This window comes from Oceanobacillus sp. CFH 90083 (genome assembly GCF_009389585.1).
Lineage (GTDB): Bacteria > Bacillota > Bacilli > Bacillales > Amphibacillaceae > Oceanobacillus.
The window spans coordinates 38,750-63,044 of the sequence record NZ_VIYG01000010.1 but is presented as its reverse complement, the minus strand read 5'-3'; the positions used below and the strand labels follow the sequence as shown (position 1 = coordinate 63,044).

Annotated in this window: 26 protein-coding genes, 1 other RNA gene and 1 pseudogene; 24 read left to right on the top strand and 4 right to left on the bottom strand. The window is 39.8% G+C overall.

All coding sequences use genetic code 11. From position 1 onward, the window contains the following. Positions 1-174: 174 nt before the first annotated feature. The 3 genes from FLK20_RS15145 (at position 175) to FLK20_RS15135 (ending at position 4,028) form a co-directional block, all read left to right on the top strand. A complete protein-coding gene (locus FLK20_RS15145; protein WP_152657436.1) occupies positions 175-1,416 on the top strand; it encodes a dicarboxylate/amino acid:cation symporter in 1,242 nt (413 codons plus the stop codon). Positions 1,417-1,620: 204 nt separating this feature from the next. Beyond that, the gene (gene acsA / locus FLK20_RS15140) at positions 1,621-3,336 is read left to right on the top strand and encodes an acetate--CoA ligase (RefSeq protein ID WP_152657435.1); all 1,716 of its coding nucleotides are present in this window, start codon (positions 1,621-1,623) and stop codon (positions 3,334-3,336) included. A 176-nt stretch (positions 3,337-3,512) separates the two neighbouring features. Beyond that, on the top strand, positions 3,513-4,028 hold the full coding sequence (locus FLK20_RS15135; protein WP_152657434.1) for a type 1 glutamine amidotransferase domain-containing protein: 516 nt from the start codon (positions 3,513-3,515) through the stop codon (positions 4,026-4,028). 110 nt (positions 4,029-4,138) lie between these two features. On the opposite strand, the gene FLK20_RS15130 is transcribed toward FLK20_RS15135, so the two are convergent. Together FLK20_RS15130 and FLK20_RS15125 are read right to left on the bottom strand one after the other, a co-directional pair. Then, the gene (locus tag FLK20_RS15130; protein WP_152657433.1) at positions 4,139-5,431 is read right to left on the bottom strand and encodes a glycoside hydrolase family 18 protein; all 1,293 of its coding nucleotides are present in this window, start codon (positions 5,429-5,431) and stop codon (positions 4,139-4,141) included. A gap of 64 nt (positions 5,432-5,495) precedes the next feature. Further along, positions 5,496-6,029: a cysteine hydrolase family protein gene (locus tag FLK20_RS15125; RefSeq protein WP_152657432.1), complete on the bottom strand. Its 534-nt coding sequence runs from the start codon at positions 6,027-6,029 to the stop codon at positions 5,496-5,498. Positions 6,030-6,117: 88 nt separating this feature from the next. Between FLK20_RS15125 and tadA the strand changes: the two genes are divergently transcribed. From tadA to FLK20_RS15110, 3 genes are all read left to right on the top strand, one after another. Continuing rightward, positions 6,118-6,621: a tRNA adenosine(34) deaminase TadA gene (tadA, locus tag FLK20_RS15120; RefSeq protein ID WP_152657431.1), complete on the top strand. Its 504-nt coding sequence runs from the start codon at positions 6,118-6,120 to the stop codon at positions 6,619-6,621. A 65-nt stretch (positions 6,622-6,686) separates the two neighbouring features. Then, positions 6,687-6,952, top strand: an RNA gene (ffs, locus tag FLK20_RS15115) — signal recognition particle sRNA large type. Between the two features lie 137 nt (positions 6,953-7,089). Further along, complete coding sequence (locus FLK20_RS15110) at positions 7,090-8,118, top strand: NADH:flavin oxidoreductase/NADH oxidase (RefSeq protein WP_152657430.1); 1,029 nt, start codon at positions 7,090-7,092, stop codon at positions 8,116-8,118. A 236-nt stretch (positions 8,119-8,354) separates the two neighbouring features. Here the strand turns inward: FLK20_RS15110 and FLK20_RS21965 are convergent, their stop codons facing one another. Next, positions 8,355-8,444, bottom strand: coding sequence for a putative holin-like toxin (locus FLK20_RS21965; RefSeq protein ID WP_227995066.1), 90 nt, complete (start codon positions 8,442-8,444; stop codon positions 8,355-8,357). Positions 8,445-8,715: 271 nt separating this feature from the next. On the opposite strand from FLK20_RS21965, the gene dnaX reads away from it, so the two are divergent. The 17 genes and pseudogenes from dnaX to rsmI all read left to right on the top strand — a co-directional run bounded on the left by dnaX (position 8,716) and on the right by rsmI (position 20,961). Next, positions 8,716-10,422 carry a DNA polymerase III subunit gamma/tau gene (gene dnaX / locus FLK20_RS15100; protein ID WP_152657428.1) on the top strand — a complete coding sequence of 569 codons (1,707 nt, stop codon included), beginning with the start codon at positions 8,716-8,718 and terminating at the stop codon, positions 10,420-10,422. A 27-nt stretch (positions 10,423-10,449) separates the two neighbouring features. Next, positions 10,450-10,764, top strand: coding sequence for a YbaB/EbfC family nucleoid-associated protein (locus tag FLK20_RS15095; RefSeq protein WP_152657427.1), 315 nt, complete (start codon positions 10,450-10,452; stop codon positions 10,762-10,764). 255 nt (positions 10,765-11,019) lie between these two features. Beyond that, on the top strand, positions 11,020-11,616 hold the full coding sequence (gene recR / locus FLK20_RS15090) for a recombination mediator RecR (RefSeq protein ID WP_152657426.1): 597 nt from the start codon (positions 11,020-11,022) through the stop codon (positions 11,614-11,616). A gap of 60 nt (positions 11,617-11,676) precedes the next feature. After that, positions 11,677-11,889 carry a DUF2508 family protein gene (locus FLK20_RS15085; RefSeq protein WP_152657425.1) on the top strand — a complete coding sequence of 71 codons (213 nt, stop codon included), beginning with the start codon at positions 11,677-11,679 and terminating at the stop codon, positions 11,887-11,889. A gap of 85 nt (positions 11,890-11,974) precedes the next feature. Beyond that, positions 11,975-12,490: a DUF1648 domain-containing protein gene (locus FLK20_RS15080; protein ID WP_152657424.1), complete on the top strand. Its 516-nt coding sequence runs from the start codon at positions 11,975-11,977 to the stop codon at positions 12,488-12,490. 90 nt (positions 12,491-12,580) lie between these two features. Next, positions 12,581-12,844, top strand: coding sequence for a pro-sigmaK processing inhibitor BofA family protein (locus FLK20_RS15075; RefSeq protein WP_152657423.1), 264 nt, complete (start codon positions 12,581-12,583; stop codon positions 12,842-12,844). A gap of 263 nt (positions 12,845-13,107) precedes the next feature. Next, the gene (locus tag FLK20_RS15070; RefSeq protein ID WP_152657422.1) at positions 13,108-13,305 is read left to right on the top strand and encodes a sigma factor G inhibitor Gin; all 198 of its coding nucleotides are present in this window, start codon (positions 13,108-13,110) and stop codon (positions 13,303-13,305) included. Positions 13,306-13,467: 162 nt separating this feature from the next. Further along, positions 13,468-14,892, top strand: a complete 1,425-nt coding sequence (locus FLK20_RS15065; RefSeq protein WP_152657421.1) for an aminotransferase class I/II-fold pyridoxal phosphate-dependent enzyme — start codon at positions 13,468-13,470, stop codon at positions 14,890-14,892. Beyond that, positions 14,889-15,571, top strand: a pseudogene (tmk, locus tag FLK20_RS15060) (dTMP kinase). The gene FLK20_RS15065 and the pseudogene tmk overlap by 4 nt, the downstream one beginning before the upstream one ends. Then, positions 15,540-15,869, top strand: a complete 330-nt coding sequence (locus FLK20_RS15055) for a cyclic-di-AMP receptor (RefSeq protein ID WP_152657419.1) — start codon at positions 15,540-15,542, stop codon at positions 15,867-15,869. Before tmk ends, FLK20_RS15055 begins: the two are co-directional and overlap by 32 nt. A 34-nt stretch (positions 15,870-15,903) precedes the next feature. Next, positions 15,904-16,335, top strand: coding sequence for a YaaR family protein (locus FLK20_RS15050; RefSeq protein ID WP_152657418.1), 432 nt, complete (start codon positions 15,904-15,906; stop codon positions 16,333-16,335). 118 nt (positions 16,336-16,453) lie between these two features. Beyond that, positions 16,454-17,443, top strand: coding sequence for a DNA polymerase III subunit delta' (gene holB, locus FLK20_RS15045; RefSeq protein WP_152657528.1), 990 nt, complete (start codon positions 16,454-16,456; stop codon positions 17,441-17,443). A gap of 4 nt (positions 17,444-17,447) precedes the next feature. Continuing rightward, complete coding sequence (locus tag FLK20_RS15040; RefSeq protein ID WP_152657417.1) at positions 17,448-18,275, top strand: PSP1 domain-containing protein; 828 nt, start codon at positions 17,448-17,450, stop codon at positions 18,273-18,275. Between the two features lie 204 nt (positions 18,276-18,479). After that, a complete protein-coding gene (yabA, locus tag FLK20_RS15035; protein WP_152657416.1) occupies positions 18,480-18,842 on the top strand; it encodes a DNA replication initiation control protein YabA in 363 nt (120 codons plus the stop codon). Positions 18,843-19,074: 232 nt separating this feature from the next. After that, complete coding sequence (locus tag FLK20_RS15030) at positions 19,075-19,815, top strand: tRNA1(Val) (adenine(37)-N6)-methyltransferase (protein WP_152657415.1); 741 nt, start codon at positions 19,075-19,077, stop codon at positions 19,813-19,815. Next, a complete protein-coding gene (locus tag FLK20_RS15025; protein WP_152657414.1) occupies positions 19,808-20,083 on the top strand; it encodes a GIY-YIG nuclease family protein in 276 nt (91 codons plus the stop codon). The genes FLK20_RS15030 and FLK20_RS15025 overlap by 8 nt, the downstream gene beginning before the upstream one ends. Then, entirely contained in the window at positions 20,080-20,961 is an 882-nt protein-coding gene (gene rsmI, locus FLK20_RS15020; RefSeq protein WP_152657413.1) for a 16S rRNA (cytidine(1402)-2'-O)-methyltransferase, read from the top strand. Before FLK20_RS15025 ends, rsmI begins: the two co-directional genes overlap by 4 nt. A gap of 87 nt (positions 20,962-21,048) precedes the next feature. On the opposite strand, the gene FLK20_RS15015 is transcribed toward rsmI, so the two are convergent. Then, positions 21,049-21,324 (bottom strand): transition state genes transcriptional regulator AbrB, encoded by a 276-nt coding sequence (locus FLK20_RS15015; protein WP_040977653.1) that lies wholly within the window; start codon positions 21,322-21,324, stop codon positions 21,049-21,051. A gap of 931 nt (positions 21,325-22,255) precedes the next feature. On the opposite strand from FLK20_RS15015, the gene metG reads away from it, so the two are divergent. After that, entirely contained in the window at positions 22,256-24,271 is a 2,016-nt protein-coding gene (metG, locus tag FLK20_RS15010; RefSeq protein ID WP_152657412.1) for a methionine--tRNA ligase, read from the top strand. The last annotated feature ends 24 nt before the right edge of the window (positions 24,272-24,295 follow it).

Sequence of the window (24,295 nt, the reverse complement as noted above, 5' to 3'; positions counted from 1 at the left end):
AACTACAAAGAAAAATCCAATAAATCTATGTTTTATATCCTATGGCAGCCAAGAATTTATCAAGAGTGCAGAACGATGAACCTGAAACAAGGTGAATGAGAACCTCTATAAATTTTTATCTTTTAGAGATGGATATTTTTAAAAACCACAAACATAGTGAAAGGAAGAAGATATATGGATTCTAAAAACCTAACGAGAAGAATATTAATCGCTTTACTTGCTGGTGCAGTTGTCGGTATGGCCTTGACATTTGCCCCGGAAAGCTTTTTTAACCCCCTCGACAAGTATGTGTTAGATCCAATCGGTCAAATATTTATTAATCTTATAATGATGCTTGTTGTCCCTCTGGTATTTGTATCTATTGTTCTAGGGACTGCAGGTCTTGGTGATCCGGCGAAGTTGGGGAAAATCGGTGTTTTTACAGTTACTTTCTTTTTAACAACTACGGCAATTGCCATTACCATCGGTTTAGCACTGGCATATGTTGTCAAGCCGGGAACAGCAGGTATTTTTGATACCTCTAATTTGGATGGATATACACCTGGTGAAGCACCGCCTATTATGGAAACATTGATTAATATTATTCCTGAGAACCCAATAGCGGCAATGTCATCCGGGGAAATGCTGCAAATTATTTCCTTTGCTATTTTCATAGGAATTGCTTTAGCATATTTAAGTGATAAAACAAAAGGTATATTTAATTTATTTGAACAGGCAAATGAAATTTTAAACTGGCTTGTCATGTTAATTATGCGATTTGCTCCATATGGTGCATTTGCGTTAATTGCATCAGCAATTGGCGGTGCAGGACTGGATGCAGTTGGTTCCATGTTGAGCTACATGCTGACGGTTATTGCCGGGCTGATTTTACATGCTTTAATCATTTATTCATTGGCTATTTGGGTATTGGGACGCGGGAATCCTATTACCTTCTATAAAGGATTTTTCCCGGCAATGACAGTAGCATTCAGTACATCGAGTTCGAATGCAACCCTGCCTGTAGCGATGAAAGCAGCACAAGAAAATCTTGGCGTCAAGAAAGAAATCAGCAGCTTTGTACAGCCGCTTGGAGCTACTATCAACATGGATGGAACAGCAATTATGCAGGCTGTAGCTACTGTATTTATTTCGCAAGTGTATGATTTACCGCTTACGATTACGGAGCTTTTAATGGTTGTACTGGTTGCCACCTTGGCGAGTGTTGGTACAGCCGGTGTGCCAGGTGTCGGATTAATCATGCTGGCAATGGTTCTGAATCAGGTTGGTCTTCCTGTCGAGGGGATTGCATTAATTATTGGTATTGACCGTATTCTGGATATGCTGAGAACGTCTCTAAATATTTCCGGAGATGCTGCATGTGCATATATTTTATCAGAGCGGGAGAAACGAAAAGAGAGCAAAACGCAGAAGGCCTAACTTATAAAACCGATAAGCTTTGACTTATCGGTTTTATAATAGATTGATAACGGGAAAGGGTATCTCCTTTATTTTGTAAAATTAGAAATAAACTCTTTAAAAATGTCACAGAATGTTCTAGAATAGAAATAGTTAACAAAATATTTGAATCCTTTTTTTAATTCTTTTTGTAATCGGTTCCAATTAAGATGAAGAGGTGATTAGATGGATATGCAAGCAATACCGGTCCGTGAGGGCAATCATAATTTAAAAAACTACGAGGATTTTCGAAACACTTTTTCTTGGGGGGATGTAGAAAAGAACTTCTCCTGGCATGAAACAGGAAAAGTGAACATGGCATATGAAGCAATTGATAAACATGCTGCTAATCCTGATACAAAGGATAAGATTGCATTACTATATTCAGATCCAGATCGTGAAGAAAAAACAACCTTTGATGAGCTTCGTTTACAAAGTAACCAGTTTGCAAATGTACTGAAAAAATACGATGTGCAAAAGGGAGATCGTGTTTTTCTATTTATGCCGAGAAGCCCGGAGTTTTATCAGGCATTTTTTGGTATTTTAAAGGTTGGTGCGATTGCAGGACCATTATTTGAGGCATTTATGGAGCAGGCTGTTGGAGATCGATTAGAAAATAGTGAGGCACGCGTATTAATAACTACACCTGATTTACTCTATCGTGTACCTCAAGATAGCCTGCCCAATTTGGAAAAGATTATTTTAGTGGGTGCGTATGAGGGAGAAGGAGATCAGTATATTGATTTCCATGCAGAAATGAAAAGTGCGTCAACTGATTTTGATATCGTTTGGGTAGATAGAGAAGATGGAATGCTGCTTCACTATACATCCGGTTCAACTGGTAAACCAAAAGGCATTCTGCATGTGCATAATGCAATGATTCAGCATTATGCAACAGGAGAATGGGTATTGGATCTAAAAGAGGATGATATTTACTGGTGTACTGCAGACCCGGGCTGGGTAACAGGAACAAGCTATGGTATTTTTGCACCTTGGCTGCATGGTGTGACAAATGTGATTCGAGGGGGACGTTTTTCTCCAAATGATTGGTATAAGACGCTTCAGGATAATCAGGTTACCGTGTGGTATACTGCACCGACAGCTTTACGTATGCTGGTAAGTCATGGGGAGGAGAAGGTCAGAGAGTATGGCTTGTCTTCTTTACGCCATATCCTGAGTGTTGGAGAGCCATTGAATCCAGAGGTTATTACCTGGGGACTGAAGGCATTTGATCTGCGTATTCACGATACGTGGTGGATGACAGAAACAGGTGCACAGGTTATCGTAAATATCCCGTCACTAGAAATCAGACCAGGTTCCATGGGGAAACCGATTCCTGGCATAGAAGCATCGATTGTTGATAATGAAGGAAATGAAATACCACCGAACCAAATGGGAAATTTAGCAATTAAAGCTGGCTGGCCGGCTATGATGCGTGAGGTATGGAATAATAAAGGAAAATATGAGAGCTATTTTATTAACGGATGGTATGTTTCCGGAGACAGTGCGTATCGGGACGAAGACGGATATTTCTGGTTCCAGGGCCGCCTGGATGACGTGATCAATACATCTGGTGAGCGCGTCGGGCCATTTGAAGTAGAGAGCAAGCTGATAGAACATGAGGCTGTTGCAGAGGCCGGAGTTATCGGTAAGCCCGACCCTGAACGCGGAGAAATTATTAAAGCGTTTATTACCTTAAACCCGGGCTATGAAAAAAGTGATGCACTTCTAGAGGAAATTCGTCAATTTGTTAAAAAAGAGCTGAGCGCACATGCAGCCCCAAGAGAAATCGAAGTGAAGGATTCTATTCCTAAGACACGCAGCGGTAAAATTATGCGTCGTCTCTTGAAATCTTGGGAGTTAGGATTGCCGACAGGTGATACGTCGACATTAGAGGAATAAAATGAACAAGAGATCGGAGAAATATTCCGGTCTCTTTTGTTGCAGTCGAAAAAAGAATAAATGAATATTCAACTGTAAAAAGTTATAAAAAGAATATAATTTCTTATGTTTGAAAAAAATACTACTTGGGAAGACAAGAAATGTAACCATTTAAGTATAGAAGGAGTGAATCATTCATGGGTAAAAAAATCGCAACAGTGATTACAGACTTATTTGAAGATGTAGAATATACAAGTCCGAAAGAAGCTTTGGAGGAAGCTGGACACGAGCTGGTTACCATTGAAAACAAACAGGGAAATACGGTAACAGGCAAATCAGAAAATACAAAAGTAACTATTGATAAAGGAATCGATGATGTAAATCCAGAAGACTTCGATGCGCTGCTAATTCCTGGCGGCTTCTCTCCAGATATACTGCGTGCAGACGATCGCTTCGTGGCATTTGCAAAACACTTTATGGATGAGAAAAAGCCGGTGATGGCTATTTGTCATGGTCCACAGTTGCTAATTACAGCAAAAGCATTAGAAGGCCGAGGTGCAACCGGTTTTAAATCAATTAAAGTGGATATGGAATATGCTGGTGCAAACTACAAAGATGAGGAAGTCGTTGTCTGCCAAAATCAATTAGTAACCAGCCGTACACCAGATGATCTTCCGGCATTTAACCGCGAATCAGTAAATGTGCTTCGTTAATCAGTAATAGAAAGAGGTAAAGAGGGTGTTCCAAATTTTTTGGAACACCCTCTTTTGGGATAAGGAAGTATAGCATTTGACATCATATTATTCTTTTCGAACACAGATTTTTATTCATCCAATTTTCGAATCTCAAATTCAGCATTTAAAAGCATCCAATTTTGCGGAAAAGCCAGCCCTAATTTCCAATAAGAAATACCTAAAAGCTGAAACTCCCGGATTAAATCAAATTTTGCCTGAATGGAACGTGCGTCTTCAAACCAAACTTCATGCTCCTGTCCAGATGCATCAGCATACATAAAGTAAGGTGCCTGAGTCACAGAATCAAATTGAATAGCAGCATTATTTTCCCAGGCGATATTGACAGCCTGCTGTGGGCTGACTGCTCTTGCAGCTGCTCCTCCTTCCACAAAAGGAAGTGTCCAATCATATCCGTATAAATTTTGCCCCAGTAAAATTTTCTCTGCCGGAATTTCGGAGACGGCATATTCAACCACATCCCGAACGGCATTTAGTGGGGAAACAGCCATTGGCGGACCATAGCTATAGCCCCATTCATAGGTCATTAATACAACAAAGTCAACGATCTCCCCATGTGTTCGATAATCATGTGCCTCATACCATTGTCCGGCCTGCTCTGCACTTGTTTTGGGAGCGAGTGCTGTTGAAATCTGCAGCCCTGCTTGGGAAAGGCGATCCTTTGCTGTCCGTAAAAAGGTATTGTATGCCTCCCGATCCTCCGGCAATAAAAATTCAAAATCAAAATGTACATCGCGAAATCCTTGTTCGGTTGCGATATTAATAATCTCATCTAATAATGTATTTTGGACAGCCTGTACTGTTAAAATAATATGACCGACTTCTGAGCTGAATGCGCCTGCTTCTAAATTTGTTACCACCATCGCAATGGAGGCTCCATTTTCTCTCGCAGAGGCAACCAGGTTTCCAGTTGGCGGAGCTGTCAGTGTACCATCCCGATTCACACGATAACTAAATAAACTGAGATACGTTAAAAAAGGTGTATAGGTGCTGACTGCTGTTTCCAGCGTTTGAGAAACTTCTTCTCCCATCGGTTCAACATATGCATTGGAAGTAATTGGAGTTTTGGGAGCTGGCGGAATATACAGACGGAAACCAGGATAAATAATTTGATTCGCATTCAAACCGTTAATTGTTGCTAATTCGTTTACAGGAATATTAAATTGAGCAGCAATGGAAGAAAGTGTATCTCCAGACTGAACAAAATAAAATTCCCCGACAATTGGAATGACAAGTGCTTGCCCGATAACTAATTGGTCCGGTGTATTTAATTCATTGGCATTGATAATATCTTGAACGGAGGAACCGTATGTATTAGCGATTTGCTCTAGTGTATCACCTTGTTCGACAACATATATTTGCAAAATAATAACCCCCTTCAGTTTGCTTCTTACATACTATATCTATGAAGGGGGAGGTAGTTATATGCTAAACTGGTGAGACATCTGCGTTCATAACAGACTCCATCAGATAAAGTGCATAGTTATTATTGTCGTGTTCCTCAGAGGCAATGCAGTTTTTAGGAATAGAAAGGCTTAATTGATACATATAGGCATCTTTTGCAGTGAATAGAATACAAATATCACCGGCAATTCCTGCTAAAATAATATGCGAGCGGTTTAATTCTGTTAATAGTGCATGCAAGGGTGTTTGAAAAAAAGCAGAGTGCTGTGGTTTAATAAGGAAATAATCGTCATCATCAGGCTTGATTTTTTCGATAATTTCCTTGCTTTTATCATTTTTACAATGGTTGATAATTTTATGAAAGTCTGCTTGCCATAAACCATAATGGTCATTAACATAGATGATAGGAATAGATTTTTCTTTAGCGAAATAACGGAGTTTGATTAAATTTGGCAGCATGTTTTTTGTATAAGTATGAAGCTTATCACCGCCATCAAATCTAAAGTCATTAATAACGTCGACAAAGACAAGGGCTGTATTATCAGCTGTAATATTCATAAGTTTGTCTCCTTTTTAAAGAAATAAGTTCATGTAGTATTCCCTCTTATAACAATAATTAAAACGATAATAAAGTGATGTGATCAAGATGACAGAAGAAATATTCGTAAGTCAGGATGAAAAGTATATGGCAGCTGCCCTGCAGGAAGCACGCCGGGCCTGGATGTTAAATGAAGTTCCGATTGGTGCTGTAATTGTGAAGGATGGGGAAGTGATCGGAAAAGGATTTAATTTACGTGAATCCATGCAGACAACGCTGACTCATGCAGAACTTCTGGCTATTCAGGAGGCTAATCAGGCGGTGGGCAGCTGGAGACTGGAGGATTGTACTTTGTATGTTACTTTGGAGCCCTGTCCGATGTGTGCTGGAGCAATAGTACAATCAAGGATTAAACGTGTAGTTTACGGAGCGAGTGATCCAAAAGCTGGATGCGCCGGTACATTAATGAATTTATTAGAAGAACCGCGTTTCAATCATCAGGTCGATGTGACATCCGGCATCCTTGAGCAGCAATGCAGTACCGTTTTAAAGAATTTTTTTAAAGAACTGCGTCAAAAAAAGAATGACAGAGGTTCTGAAACGGAAGAGTAAAGTGTGTATCGGAAAAGATACCATTTTCATTGCATTTTTCCGTTCAGGAAGCTATAATAATAGTTACGTGCTAAGCGGGGAGGTAGCGGTGCCCTGTACTCGCAATCCGCTATAGCGAGGCCGAATTCCTGCTCTAGGTGGGATGACTGTATGGTCCGACATAAGGGATTGGTGTTGACGTCCGGGTCCTGCGCAACAGGGGCCCATGAACCCTGTCAGGTCCGGAAGGAAGCAGCAGTAAGTGGTTACTCTTGTGTGCCGCAGGGAAGCCTGGGCTGAGCCATGAACTTATGTAGCGCATATGGTCATTTCATCGAAAGCAGGTGCACGTTACATATTGAAAAAGAACTGTTAATGCAGTTCTTTTTTTTTATGCAAAAATATTGCGGGATAAACAGATTATTTGCATGGAAGAATAAGAAAGCATATGCTGTGAATTACTTAGAAATTTATAAATGGGGTGCAAAGATGGCTCAATTAACACAACCTTTTACATTTAAAAATTTAACCTTGAAAAATAAAATTGTGATGGCGCCAATGTGCCAGTATTCTGTGGATGCCAAAGATGGAATTCCGAATGATTGGCATTTTGTCCATTATACATCTCGTGCAGTGGGCGGCGCTGGATTAATTTTAGTTGAGATGACAGATGTTGATCCAGATGGTCGGATTACCGATTATGATCTTGGTCTCTGGTCAGATGAACACATTCCAGCTTACAAGAAAATCGTTGATGCAGTTCACAAGCAAGGCGCAAAAATAGGTATTCAGATTGCCCATGCCGGCAGAAAGGGAGAAGATGCGAATCCGCCGGTTGCTCCATCTGCAATTCCTGTCACAAAAGATGACAAAATGCCTCGTGCGCTAACTACAGAGGAAGTCCAAAAAACAGTTCAACAATTTCAGGATGCAGCAAAACGAGCAGTGAAGGCTGGCTTTGATACGATTGAATTGCATGGTGCACACGGCTATTTGATTCACCAGTTTCATTCTCCAGGCATCAATCAGAGAGAGGATAAATATGGTCAGGAGCTATCCTTGTTTGGTGTCCAGATTATTCATGCTGTTAAAGCGGTTATCCCTGAGGATATGCCATTGCTGATGCGTATTTCGGCTGTTGAATATATGGATGGCGGTTATGATATCGACCATGCATTAGAAATTGCCAAAAAATATCAAGCAGCTGGTGTCGATATGCTCCATATTTCCAGCGGTGGGGAAGCACCTCCGGGAAAACAAAAACCGGCGACACACCCAGGCTACCAGGTTCCGTTTGCACGCAGGTTTAAAGAAGAGCTGGATATTCCGGTGATTGCTGTTGGAATTTTAGAAGACCCGCTATTGGCAGAAGCTGTGATCGGAAATGGTGACGCGGATTTAGTTGCCATTGGCCGCGGTATGCTAAAAGATCCTTATTGGGCGATTCGGGCCAGCGAGCAGCTGGGGGATACAATGGAACCGGCAAGGCAATATAAGCGGGCTTATCCGAAAAAGTAGCGGTGTATAGGCTTATATCAGTATAGTTAATCGAAAGTTTTTAACAGGTAAAATTGTACTAGAAGCAAGGGATATGGTATAATTTTTATAGATAAACATCGTATATAAAGAAGGGCAGGATGCATCCACATACTGCCCGAAAAATACACACAGTTATTTCTCTCCATCAGAGAGGGAAGGCTGCTTTAAAGTGACGAATGAAGCCACCCTGTTTGCCGGCAAGCGAAGGGTGGTTTTTACTTTTGGTCTTTATCATGAAATGAAAGAATGGCTATAATAAGCAGGCCAAAGCTGATCATTAAAGACAGGGTATCAAAAGTAGCCATAAGCATCACCCCCTTTCATACAGGAGATGGTACCTTCCGCCATTAAATTTCTTATTGTGTGTATCAAAGTGTATTATATCACAACAAGAACATTTGTTCTATTATTTCGATAAAGCTTCTTTATTCTTCATAAATAAAATTGATAAAAATCAATTTTTTTAATCATTATCTGCAAACATGAATTACTTTCATATTAATCTATTTCTAAGGTTTTCATCCAAGCCTTTAATCGGGTATAATAATAAGGAGACAAATAAGGGGAATCGAAATCATGAGTTATCAAGCTTTATACCGCGTCTGGCGACCAAGAACATTTGAAGATGTTGTAGGGCAGCAGCATATCACGAGAACATTGCAAAATGCCATTACGCAAGATAAATTCTCACATGCTTATTTATTCTCTGGTCCAAGAGGGACAGGGAAAACAAGTGCTGCAAAGATTTTTGCACAAACCATTAATTGTGAGCATGCACCTGTCAAAGAGCCATGTAATGAATGTGCGGCATGTAAAGGAATTCAGGACGGCTCTATTTCGGATGTTATTGAAATTGATGCGGCATCAAACACAAGCGTCGATGATATTCGTGATATCCGGGATAAAGTGAAGTATGCACCGAGCTCTGTACCTTACAAAGTATATATTATTGATGAAGTGCATATGATATCTGTCAATGCTTTTAATGCGCTTCTGAAAACACTGGAGGAGCCGCCAAAGCATGTTGTCTTTATCCTTGCAACAACAGAGCCGCATAAAATACCATTAACAATTATATCCCGTTGCCAGCGCTTTGATTTTAAACCGATTTCTAACCAGGCAATTGTAGCGAGAATGCAGAAAATCATGCAGGCGGAGAATGTTTCTGTTACGGGGGAAGCTCTAGAGTCTGTAGCATTAGCAGCAGAGGGCGGTATGCGTGATGCACTGAGTATCCTGGATCAGGCTATTTCTTATAGTGAGGAGCAGGTAGAGTTAGAGGATGTGCTTGCTGTAACTGGCGGTGTATCGCAGGAGGTTCTTACCAATATCGTCCGTTCGATGATCGGGCAGGATGTACAGACCGTACTCAATGGATTAGATCAGATGATTCAAACAGGAAAGGATCCGGGAAAGTTTGTACAGGATTTGATCTACTTTATGCGTGATTTACTTTTATATAAAAGCTCGTCCGGATTAGGAGACTTATTAGAGCGGGCAGTAGCGAATGAAGCTTTTGAAGCATTGGCTGAACAGATTGAAAACAGCTGGATTCAGCATGCTATTATTGAACTGAATCAATGCCAGCAGGAAATGAAATGGTCCAACAGTCCGAAAATCTTTATTGAGGTAGCTTTGTTATCTATTACAGACCAATTTGGAAAATCGGCACCGCAGCAAATACAAACAGAAGCTGTCGATCAATCAGAGGTTGTTCGCAAGCTTCAGCAGCAGCTGCAGGCGATGGAGCGCGATATAGCGAAATTAAAAGAAGCCCCTCCACAGTATCAGGATGCTGGAGGTACTGCTCCTGCGCCTGAGCGACGCCGTCCGGCTTCCAGGAATTCACGGAACACATATAAGATTCCATTTGACCGGATTCGTGATACACTAGGGAAGGCAGAGAAAAAAGAACTGAAGGATGTGCATGCAAACTGGGCAAACTTCTTAAATCAATTGAAAACAACGAATGCCCCGGCCCATGCGACAATTCAGGACAGCAAGCCTGCCGCGGCATCAGCGGATACACTGATTGTTGCATTTAAATATGAGATTCATTGCTCTTTATTCCTTGACCATCGGGAAATGGTAGAATCGATATTAGGGAATTTAGATAAGCATCGCACGATTATTCCCATTCCAGAAAAAGAGTGGAATGACCTGCGCAGTGAATATATCCAAAAGCAGGAGAAGCCCGATGAACAGAATAAACCAGAAGGAGATCCCCTGGTAGATGAGGCACGAAAGCTTTTTGGTGATGACCTTTTAGAAATTCATGATTAACATATATACTTAAAGGAGGTATTTTCCATGAAGGGAAATATGAATAACATGATGAAGCAAATGCAGAAAATGCAGAAAAAAATGATGAAGGCACAGGACGAATTGCATGAAATGTCCTTTGAGGCTACAGCTGGCGGCGGTATGGTAACTGTCCGGGCAAATGGTAAAAAAGAAATTATTGATGTAGAAATTAAAGAAGAGGTTGTCGATCCGGACGACATCGAAATGCTGCAGGATCTGATTGTAGCAGCGACAAATGATGTCTTAAATCAAATTGATGAAAAAACAAACGCAACAATGGGACAATTTACAAAAGGATTGAATATGCCAGGAATGTTCTAATTCCTTTCTAATTTAAAGATAAGGCGTCTGGCTTCTTTGCCAAGGCGTCTTATTTTCCCTAAAAGTGCGTGTTCAAAAAGTACGATGAAAAGGACCAAGAAGTTCAAGGCGACGAGCTTTTTACGAACGGAGCGTATGTTTTTAAATACGTGAGTATCGTAAAAAGCTCGTCAACGCAGAAATTCACCGTGTCATTTTTATTGGGCTTTTTGAACATCCTCTTAAATTGACGTTTCCATAGGGAGGTAAGAGAGTATGTATTATCCAGAGCCGATAACCAAGCTGATGGACAGTTTCTCGAAATTACCGGGAATTGGTCCAAAGACAGCAGCACGTTTGGCTTTCTTTGTTTTAAATATGAAAGATGATGATGTGATGAATTTTGCCAATGCATTAGTGAATGCAAAACGGGAGCTTACCCATTGTTCAGTTTGCGGACATATTACCGATCAGGACCCGTGTGCGATTTGTCAGGATACAAGCCGGGACGGTTCTATTATTTGTGTGGTTCAGGACCCGAAAGACGTCATTGCGATGGAGAAGATGAAGGAGTTCCGCGGCAGATATCATGTGCTTCATGGAGCGATTTCGCCGATGGACGGGATTGGTCCAGAGGATATTAATATACCAGATTTACTCAATCGCTTAAAAGACGAAGAGGTAGAGGAGCTCATTCTGGCAACAAATCCGAATATTGAAGGGGAAGCAACAGCGATGTATATTTCCCGCCTGGTCAAACCATCAGGTATTCGTACAACACGTATTGCACATGGATTGCCGGTCGGCGGCGATTTAGAATATGCGGATGAAGTGACGTTGTCCAAAGCATTAGAAGGAAGAAGAGATGTCTAATTGCTGTTTCTGATCATCTAAAAGGATGAAATTTCATTTATAACAAGGTTTGGTGGAAGTATGGCAAAGAAATTAAAGAAAAAGGATGTAGATCAAGAGCTTCTTAATGCTTTATATCAAGTAGAAGGAGAATGGAGACAGCTTCAGGATTTTGTACGGAAAAGTATCGATCCCTTACGAAATGGGATGAAAGAGGAGTTATTAGCGAAATCCAAATATATGATGCTGCTAAGAGAAGCCCGAATTCGTAAGGTAAAAGCTGATCGGTTTTAAAATAAAAAATAAGTTTTACAAAAGAATCAAGTATGTCAGAAGCTGCCTGGTTCTTTTTTTTATAAAAGTAGAAGAGGTGCTTATCATGGAAAATAATCCACCAATTCTGAAATTAAGAATGACTTTGATTGAAAAGCTGTTTAATGTTTTTGGAATACTAAGCTTTTCCGGTATTATGCTATTTATTATTTTGACATGGAGCTCTATTCCAAAACGGATTCCAGGACATTATAATTTTGCTGGTGAAGTAACAAGATGGGGAGGGAGAGAAGAACTATTCATCCTTTTAGGTATCGGGTTACTTTTATGGATCGTTATGACTGTTATGGAGAGATTTCCACATCTTTATAATTACAGAAATCTTACCGAAGCAAATGTGGAAGGTCAATATATCAATTCTAGAATGTTAGTAAATTTCTTAAAGAATGAAATAGCCATTCTCTTTTCCTTTACAATTTGGAATAGTATTCGGGTTGCGAGGGGGTTCCCTTCTTATATGAATACATGGGCTCTTGTCATTATCATTCTTATTCTAATAGGGACGATGACTTTCTTTATTGCTCGTTCAGCTCAGCTAAAGAAGGACGCCGCCAATGATTAGAAAAAGGAACCTCTTTTAAAAGTCTGTTCTATTCCCTATCGTCCAATCATAGAAATAAGTTAAAGTGAGGAATGGAAAGTGGGGAGAGGGATGAGTTCAGCACTATTTATTGGAACGATTATCGGATTGATTATTCTTTTATTTATCGTAGGTGCACCGGTAAAACCAATGAAGCATATTGGGAAAGCAATAATGAAGCTGGGAATAGGGGTATTACTGCTTTTTTTCTTGAATGTACTTGGAGGATCTGTCGGCTTGCATATTCCCATTAATCTATTTACGGTTCTGGTATCTGGGTTTCTTGGTATATTTGGTGTTGGTTCCCTGGCGGCTATTCATTTATTTATTCTTTGAACATCCTCTTTAAGATGCTGTTTGGCTATCCTTGCACTTTAAGAAAGTATAAAGAATCTAAGGAAAAAAGTATAAGTGCAATGGTTTTCGGTGGGACGAATAATCGCAGTCCCAGTCCCTACTAAGGCAATCCTGCGCCTTTCAGGCTTGGCTTGCCAAGTTTTCTTTATATTTCTTCCACTAGTAATGCTGATCAATAATATATTTTTTTATGTATAACATCCGTTAGATTAGGAGATACTAGTTTTAACGGAGGTGGGGAAATGAAACAGCAAAAAGTTCAAGCATATGAGTATTGCGGAATTTGTGAGGAGCCAAAGGAAAATGGGATTCATTTATATTCCATGTTTCTATGTTCGGAATGTGAGCATAATATGATTCACACGGAGCCGCGGGAAGAGAAATATCAATACTATCTCTCAAAGTTAAAAAATATCAATCAATCAACATTACACTCTTAAAATAATCCCTTTATGATAAAGTCTTTGCGTGCAAAGGCTTTTTTTATACATATTTTTCATACGCTATCTTAACTTGTTATAATAGAATGAAACACTTAGAAACAAATCAATTCCTATGAGTTGGTTTGTTTATTTAGATATAAAAAGAAATGAGGCAGGCAAATGAACCAACAGCATATGCCATTAGCAGAGCATTTACAGGCATTCGCCAAAAGTAATGCTATCTCTTTCCATGTACCTGGTCATAAGCATGGACAGGTCTTCACACCTGATTACCACGCAGATTTTCAACAGCTGCTGAGCTGGGATGTAACAGAAATTTCGGGAATGGATGATTTACATGCACCGACAGGCGTTATTGCTGAAGCAGAAAGACTGGCAGCAGATTTTTTTAAGACACAGCATACTTTTTTTCTGGTGGGCGGGTCTACTGCCGGAAATCTGGCAATGATCCTTGCAACCTGTAAGCAGGGAGATAAGGTGCTCATTCAGCGTAATTGTCATAAATCTGTGATGAATGGTGTCGAATTAGCCGGAGCGCAGCCAATTTTTTTAGCACCAGATTGGGATGAGTGTGTTAGCAGGTATACGAGCCCAAGCTACGAAACGGTAGAAGCGGCGATAGAGCAGCATCCGGATGCAAAAGCATTAATCCTTACCTATCCGGATTATTTTGGACAAACATATCATCTAAAAGCCATGATAGAGAAAGCGCATCAATTCGATATCCTTGTTTTGGTCGATGAAGCACATGGAGTTCATTTTACATTAGGAGATCCTTTTCCTGCGTCAGCAATTCAATTAGGAGCGGATGCTGTGGTGCACTCAGCCCACAAGATGGCTCCGGCGATGACAATGGCTTCCTACTTACATATTGTGACGCAGCGTATTGACCAGACTCAAATTGCCCATTATTTACAAATTATCCAATCAAGCAGTCCGTCTTACGTGCTTATGGCTTCCTTGGATATAGCAAGACATTTTTTGGCGAATTTTTCAAAAGAAGCCCAAATAAAAACAATAAAGAGTGTCGAGCATGTAAAAAATTTGTTGTTAAATCTTCCTTTCTGGGATTTTGTTCCTTCGGCTGATCCATTAAAGCTGACGTTCCACGTGAAACATTCTTTTTCGACAAAATCAATGGTAGAGCTGCTCGAAAAAGCAGGTATTTTCCCGGAGCTTGCTACAGATGAACAAATTTTATTTATTCATGGACTAGCTCCATTTGCACAAAAAGATAGACTGGAAAAAAGGTTGAAAACAATAGGGCATCCATTAAAAAATTCGGTAAATCATGCTACAATAGAGAGGACAAATTTTTTCCCGAAAAAGATTCAGGAATTAGATTTGTCGTATCAGGAAATGAACAATTATACAACGTATCCGGTCCCAATGAAGGAAGGTATAGGCGAAATAGCTGCTGAGGCGGTTATCCCTTATCCGCCCGGTATTCCACTTATTTTAAAAGGAGAAAAAATAACCGGGGCGCATATCACACGCTTGGAAAAATTAGTGGAGCAGGGTGTTCGATTGCAGCATAGGGACGTGAGTGTACGCATATATAGGAATAAAGGGGAACGATTATGACAACTGGTTTGTTTATCACATTTGAAGGTGGCGAGGGCGCTGGTAAGACCACCATTCTAAATCAGGTTTATGAAGAATTGACATCACAAGGAATAGAAGTTATCAAGACAAGAGAACCAGGTGGCATTCGTATCTCCGAGAAAATCAGAGAGATTATTCATGATCCTTGGCATCTTGAAATGGAAGAAAGAACGGAGGCATTATTATATGCAGCGGCAAGAAGGCAGCATCTCGTAGAAAAGGTTTTTCCAGCATTAGAAAAGGGGAAAATAGTATTATGCGATCGTTTTGTTGACAGCAGTCTGGTTTACCAGGGTTATGCAAGAGGCATTGGTGTGGAAGAGGTATATGCCATCAATCAATTTGTGATTCAGGACTGTATGCCGGATGTAACGCTCTATTTTGATATTCATCCTAAAAAAGGGTTGGAGCGTATTGCAGCAAATGCAGATAGAGAGAAAAATCGCCTGGATTTAGAAACGATGGTGTTTCATGAGAAAGTCTATGAAGGTTATCAGCTAATCAAATCTCGTTTCCCGGAGCGTTTTCAAACAGTGGATGCCGATCGCTCACTTGAAGTGGTATATCAGGATGTGCTGGAAAGAATAATGACTTCTATAAATAAGCTAAAAAGGGGCTGATCAATAATGAAATTAATTATCACGGTTATTCAAGATAAAGATTCCAATCGACTGGTAAATGCATTAGGAGAAAATCAATTTCAAACAACAAAATTAGCGACAACAGGCGGTTTTTTAAAAGAAGGTAATACGACGCTAATGATTGGCTGTGAGGACGAGTATGTGAATGATGCACTCGAAATTATTCGTGATAATTGCTCGCATCGTGAACAGATGGTTGCGCCTATTTCTCCAATGGGAGGAAATGCAGATTCGTACATTCCAAAGCCAGTGAAGGTGGAAGTTGGCGGAGCTACAGTGTTTATTCTGCCTATTGAGTCCTTTTATCAGTTCTAAACACACGTTTTAATAAAGCTAAAGGGGGAGAACAATGAAAATTTCAAGTGATATCTTAACACCAAGAGATGGCAATCTGAAGCGCCCTTCGCACCCCGGTAATGCCTCTTTTCAAAATCTTGTTCAAACCCAGTCAGAACAGCTGAAAACGCAGGAATTAACGCATATGGTGAAGCAGATTACGGAGCAGGGCGATAAGCTGAGCCGATACCGTTCTTTTCGTGAGCTGGTCAAATTTAAGCGAATGGTAAAAGGGTTTCTTGAAAAGGCAACATCAGAAGGGTATCTATTAGAGAAAAAACAAAGCTTTGGCATGCAGGGCAGCAGACAATTGTCTACGGTAAAAATAATTGATGAAAAAATTGCCCAGTTAGCAGAAGACTTAATGGACGAAGAAAAGAAAACCCTTGATATTCTCGGACTAATAGGAGAGATTAAAGGTTTGTTAGTTAATATTTATACATGAGCTAAGCTTTATCATATAAAAGGAGCCTGACCTTTCATAAAGCTAAAGGAATAAGTGTTAAATAGAGTGTTCGAACACGGACGATAGGCAGGCTCCATTTTTAAAGGTGGAAGTAATGATGCAGACATGGGAAGAAATCGAAAAAATACAGCCTGTGGCAAGTCGAACCATTATCAATAGTATCAAGAAAAATCGTATCTCCCATGCCTATTTATTTCAAGGAGATAGAGGGACTGGTAAAAAGGAGATGGCACTTCTCCTGGCAAAATATTTATTTTGCATGAATCGACAGGGAGAAAATCCGTGTAACAGCTGTATCAACTGCCAGCGGATCGACTCGGGAAATCATCCAGACATGCATTGGATCGAGCCGGACGGAGCCTCTATTAAAATAGAACAGGTACGTAATTTGCAAAAGGAATTTACGTATTCGGGCTTGGAATCGAATCAGAAGGTTTATATCATTAAGGACGCCGATACATTGACCGTAAATGCGGCCAATCGCCTGTTAAAATTTTTAGAAGAGCCAAGCGTAGAAACGACTGCTATGATGCTTACAGAGAATGGTCATACAATGCTGTCCACGATTCGGTCGCGCTGTCAGATTATTGATCTGCAGCCGCTTCCGCCGGGTATCCTGCAGGAAAGATTGCAGCAGGAGGGGCTGAGTGAGTCAGATGCCAAGCTGTTAAGTGTACTGACGAATAGTCTGGCAGAAGCACTTGAGCTAGCCCAGGATGATTGGTTTGCAGGTGCGCGAAAAATAGTGATACAATGGGTAGAAATGTATACCACACAGCCTGAGGATATCTACACATATATTCATCAGCATTGGATACCTCATTTAAAAGATAGAGAAGACCAGGAACGAGGTCTGGACTTATTAATACTAGGATTTAAAGATATTTTACATCAGCATATACACACAGACGCCAATACGATACTATTACCCAATGATCCATCCAAATTGGAAAAGATGGTCCTTACTTTTTCGCAAGCTCAACTATTGACTATCTTAAATCAGATTTTAATGGCAAAAAGAAAATTAAAGGCAAATGTTCAGCCAACATTGGTTATTGAACAACTAGCGCTTCAAATACAGAGGTGAAAAAATGTTAGAAGTTATTGGCGTACGTTTTAAGAAAGCTGGTAAAATCTACTATTTCGACCCGGATTCTTACTCGGTAACTCCAGATAGCTATGTCATCGTGGAAACGGTAAGAGGGATAGAATTTGGAAAAGTAGTCATTGCGCAAAAGCAAGTTGACGAAGAAGATGTAGTTTTACCCTTAAAGAAAGTCATTCGGGTCGCAAATGAAAAGGATAAGCGGACCGTTGTAGAAAATCAGGAACAGGCAAAAAAAGCCTTTGACATATGTACCAACAAGATCACGCAGCATAAGCTGGAGATGAACCTGGTAGACGTAGAATATACGTTTGACCGCAATAAAATTATTTTCTATTTTACAGCAGACGGAAGAGTGGACTTCAGAAATCTGGTAAAGGATCTTGCATCCATGTTCAAGACACGTATTGAGCTGAGGCAAATCGGAGTCAGAGATGAAGCAAAAATGCTGGGCGGAATTGGCCCATGCGGACGTATGCTGTGCTGTTCCACCTTCCTGGGAGATTTTGAGCCAGTGTCGATAAAAATGGCAAAGGATCAAAACCTTTCTTTAAATCCGGCAAAAATATCCGGTCTATGCGGAAGATTAATGTGCTGCTTAAAATATGAAAATGATGCGTATGAAACAGCAAAAAGAGATTTGCCTGATATTGGAGAAACAATGCCGACACCACACGGAAAAGGCAAGGTTGTCGGTTTAAATATATTGGAAAAAATGGTTCAAATTGAGCTTTTAGATAAAGAACGTGTTGTGGAGTATACATTAGATGAATTAATTGAAGAGGGAATTATAATGAGTGTTCAAAAAGGCTGATAAATAGGATCAAGAAGTTCAAGGCGACGAGGTTTTTACGAACGGAGCGTATGCTTTTAAATACGTGAGTAACGCTTTTGGGTGGGGCGAGTAATCGCAGTCCCATCGGAAAAACTCGTCAACTCAGAAATTCGCCGTGTCATTTTTATTAGACATTTTGAACGTCATGTTATAGCACAAGTCACAGAATAGAGGTGATCAATCGTGGGAAACAGGGAAATATTTGATCAAGTTTCCGATATGGAGAAGCAAATTGGTGAATTATATGAGCAATTAGGTGATTTAAAAGGAAAGCTAAGTGATTTGCTCGAAGAAAATCACCGGTTAGCCCATGAAAATCATCATTTGCGCAATCACCTAGATAATTTTACAGAGGAATCCGTAGAAAAACAGCAAAAACAAAGTGACTCTAAGCAACAAAAAGGCGTATTTCCAGGAGAAGGCTATGATAATTTAGCGCGTCTTTATGAAGAAGGATTCCATATTTGCAGTTTAGAGTTCGGCAGTCCGAGAAGAAATGAAGATTGTATTTTTTGCTTGGACTTCTTTGATAAAACGAAGCTTTAATCAGGAGCGCCTTTCCCTAATGATGCAAGCTTGAATGAAAACGGAAGCTCGAGTATGTCCGTTTTTTCCGATGTAACTTAATATACATTTTTTATACAGTATGAGCGTCATTTATGGACACTCATACTGTGGAAAAACGAAATAAGCGTATCGTATTGGATGCTGTCTTCCTATGAAGGCAGCTCTTTTTCTGATAAGCTTTTCAGAGAGAAGATAAGGATGTGATGAACCGGTGGTGGAGCTATATGATGATGAACGTTTAGATTATTTGTTAGCAGATGAAACAATGAAGATTATCCAAAGCCCGACTGCTTTTGCGTTTTCATTAGATGCCGTATTATTAGCTCATTTTAGTTCGATTCCTAAAAAAAGAGGAAGAATTCTTGATTTATGTACAGGGAATGGTGTCATTCCTTTATTACTTTCCAAAAAGACCAATGCAGAAATAATAGGTGTGGAGATTCAAGAGCGCATTTTTAAGATGGCGGAAAGAAATGTTATGTTAAATGACTTACACTCCCAATTACAAATGATTCATGGTGATTTAAAGGAAATGCAAACAACGCTGACTCAAAGCTCCTTTGACATGGTTACCGTTAATCCGCCCTATTTTAAAACACCTTCTGCGGCAGAACACAATCACAATGAATTTCTTACCATTGCCAGGCATGAGGTGTACTGTACCTTGGAGGACGTCGTGAAAGCTTGTAAAAGGTATGTCAGACCAGGTGGAAAAGTAGCTATGGTGCATCGTCCGGGGCGCTTCGTTGATATTATTGAGCAGTTTCGAAAGTATCGTATTGAGCCGAAGCGTGTGCAATTTGTTTATCCAAAACAGGGAAAGGAAGCAAATATGCTCTTAATCGAGGGCATTCGCGACGGGAAAGCGGATGTGAAAATACTGCCGCCCTTCTATATTTATGAGCAGGATGGCTCTTACACAAAGCAGGCCGAGGAAGTTATCTATGGCTAGCAAAGAACATTGGGTATATATATTAAAATGTCAGGACGGAACGCTTTATACAGGATACACAAATGATTTAGCGCATCGGATCCGTATGCATGAGGAAGGAAAAGGGGCAAAATATACAAGAGGCAGAGGCCCTTTTCATCTGATGTATACATGTGCATTTGAAGACAAGTCCGATGCCATGCGGGCAGAGTATCGAATTAAGAAATTACCGCGTCATGAGAAGCTGGCGATGATTCAAGCCTATGAGAAAGGAATGTGTGATGAATGAATATCCAAAATAGCTACAGATCAGGGGAGCATGCTTCATTATACGTCGTCCCGACACCTATTGGTAACCTGGAGGATATGACTTTCCGAGCTATCCGGACGTTAAAGGAATGCGCATGGATTGCTGCGGAGGATACGAGAAATACAAAAAAACTGCTTCATTATTTTGAGATTCATACACCTCTCATCAGCTATCATGAGCATAATCACCAGGAAAGGGAGAAGCTGCTTTTAGATAAGATTCGTAATGGAGAGTCTGTTGCTGTTGTCAGTGATGCAGGAATGCCTGCCATTTCTGACCCTGGTTCAGAGCTGGTACAAGCCGCTATCAGGGAAGGGCTGGATGTTATTGTTTTACCAGGAGCTAATGCAGCGCTTGTCGCATTGGTTGGTTCTGGTTTAACAGCACAGCCTTTTACATTCTATGGTTTTCTTCCCAGGAAGAAAAAAGATAAAAAAGAAACACTGGAAAGATTAAAAAATTTAAATTCTACTTTAATTTTTTACGAGTCACCCTATCGTATGAAGGATACGCTGGAAGCAATGGAAAGTATTTTAACGCATAGACAAGCGGCAATAGGAAGAGAAATCTCTAAGAAATTTGAAGAATATGTTAGAGGAACCAGTCAAGAACTTTTTTCATGGAGTAAGAAAACAGAGATGCGTGGGGAGTTTGTCATTGTTGTAGAAGGACAAAATGAGGCAGCTTCAGATTATTTTCAAGAAAACCTGAGCTGGTGGGAAGGATTATCGATAAAAGAGCATGTAGAGGCGTTGATGAATAAAGATCATTTATCAAGTAAGGAAGCCATTAAGCAAACAGCAGTGGAACGGAAATTGCCAAAAAGAGAAGTTTATCAAAGCTACCATATTGATTGACTGCTGCTATCATGTTATATAACGAAAAAGGGATGTCCCCTGAAAACAGAAGGGGTTATCCCTTTTTTGCCTTTGAATCAGCAATCATTATTTAAAACGGTTTTGAATTTCTTCTAGTAAAATTTTTGCACCTTCAGGGCTTAAAATAAGATTCCCATCAGCTAAAGTCTGGTTATCATCCGTTAACTCTCCAGTAATTTGACAAGTCATGTTTGGTCGGTATTTTTTCAATACAATACGATCATTATCAACGTAAATCTCCATTGTATCCTTTTCTTTAATATCAAGTGTGCGGCGTAATTCAATAGGAATAACAACGCGACCAAGCTCGTCAACCTTACGTACAATACCAGTAGATTTCATTTCTCCATTCCTCCAATATTAGATTTAATAAAATTTTCTGAATAAACGAACCTTGCACTTTCAAATAATGAAAGAAATTGCAAAAAATGTCGTTATAGGTCGTTACTAATAACATTAGAATAGCAACAATATTTGGTATTGTCAATACAATTTTACTGTTTAAGGAAAAGTTTTATTTATTTTTTATAAATATTCAGGTTTTTAATAGAATATTATGGTTTAGGGATGAGAATGTATCGCTTTTTTTGGCAGTTAGGAAAGTTTATCCTTTTTTAAGAGCAGAAAGTATAGAATAGAGGCTGAAGCAGATATCTTTATGATAAGAACACGATGTTTTAAAAGACGAAGTGCTTTCTTTTGTTTTTCTAAACTGCTTAAATGGAATGGTTTTACTAAACCAGCAAATAGCAATGCTTTTGGCATGGGAGGTAATCGCAGTCCGGAGTCTTAACTAAGGTTGCTATCTAAATAACTGGTGACAACCTGATTTTCTAATAAATTAATTGATAAGAGGACAGATAAACAGCAAGTGGATAGGTACACAATTTGGCAAATTGCGATATAATAGCTACAATAGATGTTGACATTTTTATATTTATAGTGTGTTTTTGGAAGAAATATGAAGAATGCAATTCTAAAAAAGTTAATTTTGAATCTTTTTCGGATGAGATGGCAATGCTTGTTGCATAGCATGTATCGCCTTAAAGTGTGCGTTCAAAAAGGACCAAGAAGTACAAAGCGGCGCAGCTTTGAGGAACGGGCTTTCACAGGATGTGATGACTTCTGTGTTGTCCACACGACGCGGGTGTTCGTAGTAGAAGTTCCTTTTCTCGCCGTGTCATTTTTGGAAGGGCTTTTGGAACATACTCTTAAAGGTGAATATTCCGATATAAGATTTTTTAAATAGGAAGAGATCTAGGAGGCATAACGGATGGGAAACAAAAATACTTTTTACATTACAACGCCAATTTATTATCCAAGCGGAAAATTACATATTGGTAATGCGTATACAACCATAGCTTGTGATACGATGGCGAGATACAAGCGTATGCTTGGATTTGATGTGTTCTATTTAACTGGAAGTGATGAACACGGTCAAAAAATTGAGCAGAAGGCAGCTGAAAAGCATATATCACCGCAGGAATACGTAGATGAAATGGCAGCTGGAATGCAGGATTTATGGAAGACACTTGAAATAAGCAATGATAAATTTATTCGTACAACAGATGAACAGCATCAGAAGGTTGTGGCGGATATTTTTGAGCGTTTCTTAAAGCAGGGAGATATCTATCTGGATGAATATGAAGGCTGGTATTCTGTTCCTGATGAAACCTTCTATACAGAAACACAGCTTGTAGATATTGAAAAAGATGAGAATGGAAAAATAATTGGCGGAAAATCACCGGATAGCGGACATCCTGTTGAGCTGATTAAAGAGGAGTCTTATTTCTTCCGTATGAGTAAGTATGCAGACCAATTATTGAAATATTATGAGGAGCATCCAGACTTTATCCAGCCGGAATCCCGTAAAAATGAAATGATTAATAATTTTATTAAACCGGGGCTTGAGGATTTGGCAGTATCCCGTACAACATTCAGCTGGGGAGTTAAGGTTCCGAGTAATCCGAAGCATGTTATTTATGTATGGATTGATGCCTTGGCTAACTATATTACAGCATTAGGGTATGGTACAGATCATGACGCTGATTTCCAAAAATATTGGCCGGCAGATGTACATATGGTTGGGAAGGAAATTGTTCGTTTCCATACCATTTATTGGCCGATCATGTTGATTGCTTTAGACCTGCCGCTTCCTAAAAAAGTTTTTGGGCATGGCTGGTTACTGATGAAGGACGGAAAAATGTCGAAATCTAAAGGGAATGTGGTATATCCGGAAATGCTGGTAGAGCGTTATGGTTTGGATGCTTTGCGCTATTATTTAATGAGAGAGGTTGCTTTTGGCAGTGATGGTGTTTTCACACCGGAGGACTTTATTTCCAGAGTGAACTATGATTTAGCAAATGACTTAGGAAACTTATTAAACCGTACCGTAGCGATGATTAATAAATATTTTGACGGAAAAGCACCTGTTGTAAATGGCATTGTTAATAAGGAAGATGCTGATTTACAGGAGACAGCAGCATCTGTTATTCGGGATTATCAGGAATCGATGGATAAGATGGAATTCAGTAATGCATTGAAAAAAGTGTGGACATTAATTTCCAGAGCGAATAAATATATTGATGAAACACAGCCTTGGATTCTTGCCAAGGACGAAGAAAAACGTCCAGAACTTGCGAGCGTTATGGCGCATCTGGCAGAAACATTACGTGTCGTTGCGACCATGCTTCAGCCTTGTCTGACTCATGCACCGAAAAAAATCATTGAGCAGCTTGGGTTAGATGAAGCAAGCGGATTATCTTGGGAAAATATTCCGTTCGGCAATTTCCCGGAAGGCATTACTGTGGTGAAAAAAGGAAAACCAATCTTTCCTCGTTTAGATGTAGAGGAAGAAGTAGCATATATCCGTTCACAAATGGGAGGAGCTGCTGCAGCTGATGAAGAAGCAGAAGCAGCTTGGGATCCTAATGAAACAGAGCTTGTTTCTACAAAAGAAAAACAAATTAAATATGATGTCTTTGATAAAGTCGAGCTAAAAGTAGCAGAAGTGAAGGATTGCAGTAAAGTAGAAGGTGCAGATAAATTATTGAAATTCCGCCTGGATGCTGGGGATGAAACAGACCGTCAAATTTTATCGGGAATTGCAGAATATTATCCGGAACCGGAAAAATTGATTGGTAAAAAGGTCGTTATTGTAGCTAATTTGAAACCACGAAAAATGCGTGGCGAAATCAGCCAGGGAATGATTCTTTCCGCAGAAAAAGACGGGAAGTTAGAAATCGTTCCAGCGCCGGAAAGTGTACCAAACGGATCGCCGATTTCTTAAACAATAATAAATGGAGCAGGAGCT

What these genes read in the sequence shown, in the direction of transcription:
- FLK20_RS15145 (WP_152657436.1), top strand. Translation starts at nt 175, where the DNA reads ATGGATTCTAAAAACCTAACGAGAAGAATATTAATCGCTTTACTTGCT.
- acsA (WP_152657435.1), top strand. Translation starts at nt 1,621, where the DNA reads ATGGATATGCAAGCAATACCGGTCCGTGAGGGCAATCATAATTTAAAA.
- FLK20_RS15135 (WP_152657434.1), top strand. Translation starts at nt 3,513, where the DNA reads ATGGGTAAAAAAATCGCAACAGTGATTACAGACTTATTTGAAGATGTA.
- FLK20_RS15125 (WP_152657432.1), bottom strand. Translation starts at nt 6,029, where the DNA reads ATGAATATTACAGCTGATAATACAGCCCTTGTCTTTGTCGACGTTATT.
- tadA (WP_152657431.1), top strand. Translation starts at nt 6,118, where the DNA reads ATGACAGAAGAAATATTCGTAAGTCAGGATGAAAAGTATATGGCAGCT.
- FLK20_RS15110 (WP_152657430.1), top strand. Translation starts at nt 7,090, where the DNA reads ATGGCTCAATTAACACAACCTTTTACATTTAAAAATTTAACCTTGAAA.
- FLK20_RS21965 (WP_227995066.1), bottom strand. Translation starts at nt 8,444, where the DNA reads ATGGCTACTTTTGATACCCTGTCTTTAATGATCAGCTTTGGCCTGCTT.
- dnaX (WP_152657428.1), top strand. Translation starts at nt 8,716, where the DNA reads ATGAGTTATCAAGCTTTATACCGCGTCTGGCGACCAAGAACATTTGAA.
- FLK20_RS15095 (WP_152657427.1), top strand. Translation starts at nt 10,450, where the DNA reads ATGAAGGGAAATATGAATAACATGATGAAGCAAATGCAGAAAATGCAG.
- recR (WP_152657426.1), top strand. Translation starts at nt 11,020, where the DNA reads ATGTATTATCCAGAGCCGATAACCAAGCTGATGGACAGTTTCTCGAAA.
- FLK20_RS15085 (WP_152657425.1), top strand. Translation starts at nt 11,677, where the DNA reads ATGGCAAAGAAATTAAAGAAAAAGGATGTAGATCAAGAGCTTCTTAAT.
- FLK20_RS15080 (WP_152657424.1), top strand. Translation starts at nt 11,975, where the DNA reads ATGGAAAATAATCCACCAATTCTGAAATTAAGAATGACTTTGATTGAA.
- FLK20_RS15075 (WP_152657423.1), top strand. Translation starts at nt 12,581, where the DNA reads ATGAGTTCAGCACTATTTATTGGAACGATTATCGGATTGATTATTCTT.
- FLK20_RS15070 (WP_152657422.1), top strand. Translation starts at nt 13,108, where the DNA reads ATGAAACAGCAAAAAGTTCAAGCATATGAGTATTGCGGAATTTGTGAG.
- FLK20_RS15065 (WP_152657421.1), top strand. Translation starts at nt 13,468, where the DNA reads ATGAACCAACAGCATATGCCATTAGCAGAGCATTTACAGGCATTCGCC.
- FLK20_RS15055 (WP_152657419.1), top strand. Translation starts at nt 15,540, where the DNA reads ATGAAATTAATTATCACGGTTATTCAAGATAAAGATTCCAATCGACTG.
- FLK20_RS15050 (WP_152657418.1), top strand. Translation starts at nt 15,904, where the DNA reads ATGAAAATTTCAAGTGATATCTTAACACCAAGAGATGGCAATCTGAAG.
- holB (WP_152657528.1), top strand. Translation starts at nt 16,454, where the DNA reads ATGCAGACATGGGAAGAAATCGAAAAAATACAGCCTGTGGCAAGTCGA.
- FLK20_RS15040 (WP_152657417.1), top strand. Translation starts at nt 17,448, where the DNA reads ATGTTAGAAGTTATTGGCGTACGTTTTAAGAAAGCTGGTAAAATCTAC.
- FLK20_RS15025 (WP_152657414.1), top strand. Translation starts at nt 19,808, where the DNA reads ATGGCTAGCAAAGAACATTGGGTATATATATTAAAATGTCAGGACGGA.
- rsmI (WP_152657413.1), top strand. Translation starts at nt 20,080, where the DNA reads ATGAATATCCAAAATAGCTACAGATCAGGGGAGCATGCTTCATTATAC.
- FLK20_RS15015 (WP_040977653.1), bottom strand. Translation starts at nt 21,324, where the DNA reads ATGAAATCTACTGGTATTGTACGTAAGGTTGACGAGCTTGGTCGCGTT.
- metG (WP_152657412.1), top strand. Translation starts at nt 22,256, where the DNA reads ATGGGAAACAAAAATACTTTTTACATTACAACGCCAATTTATTATCCA.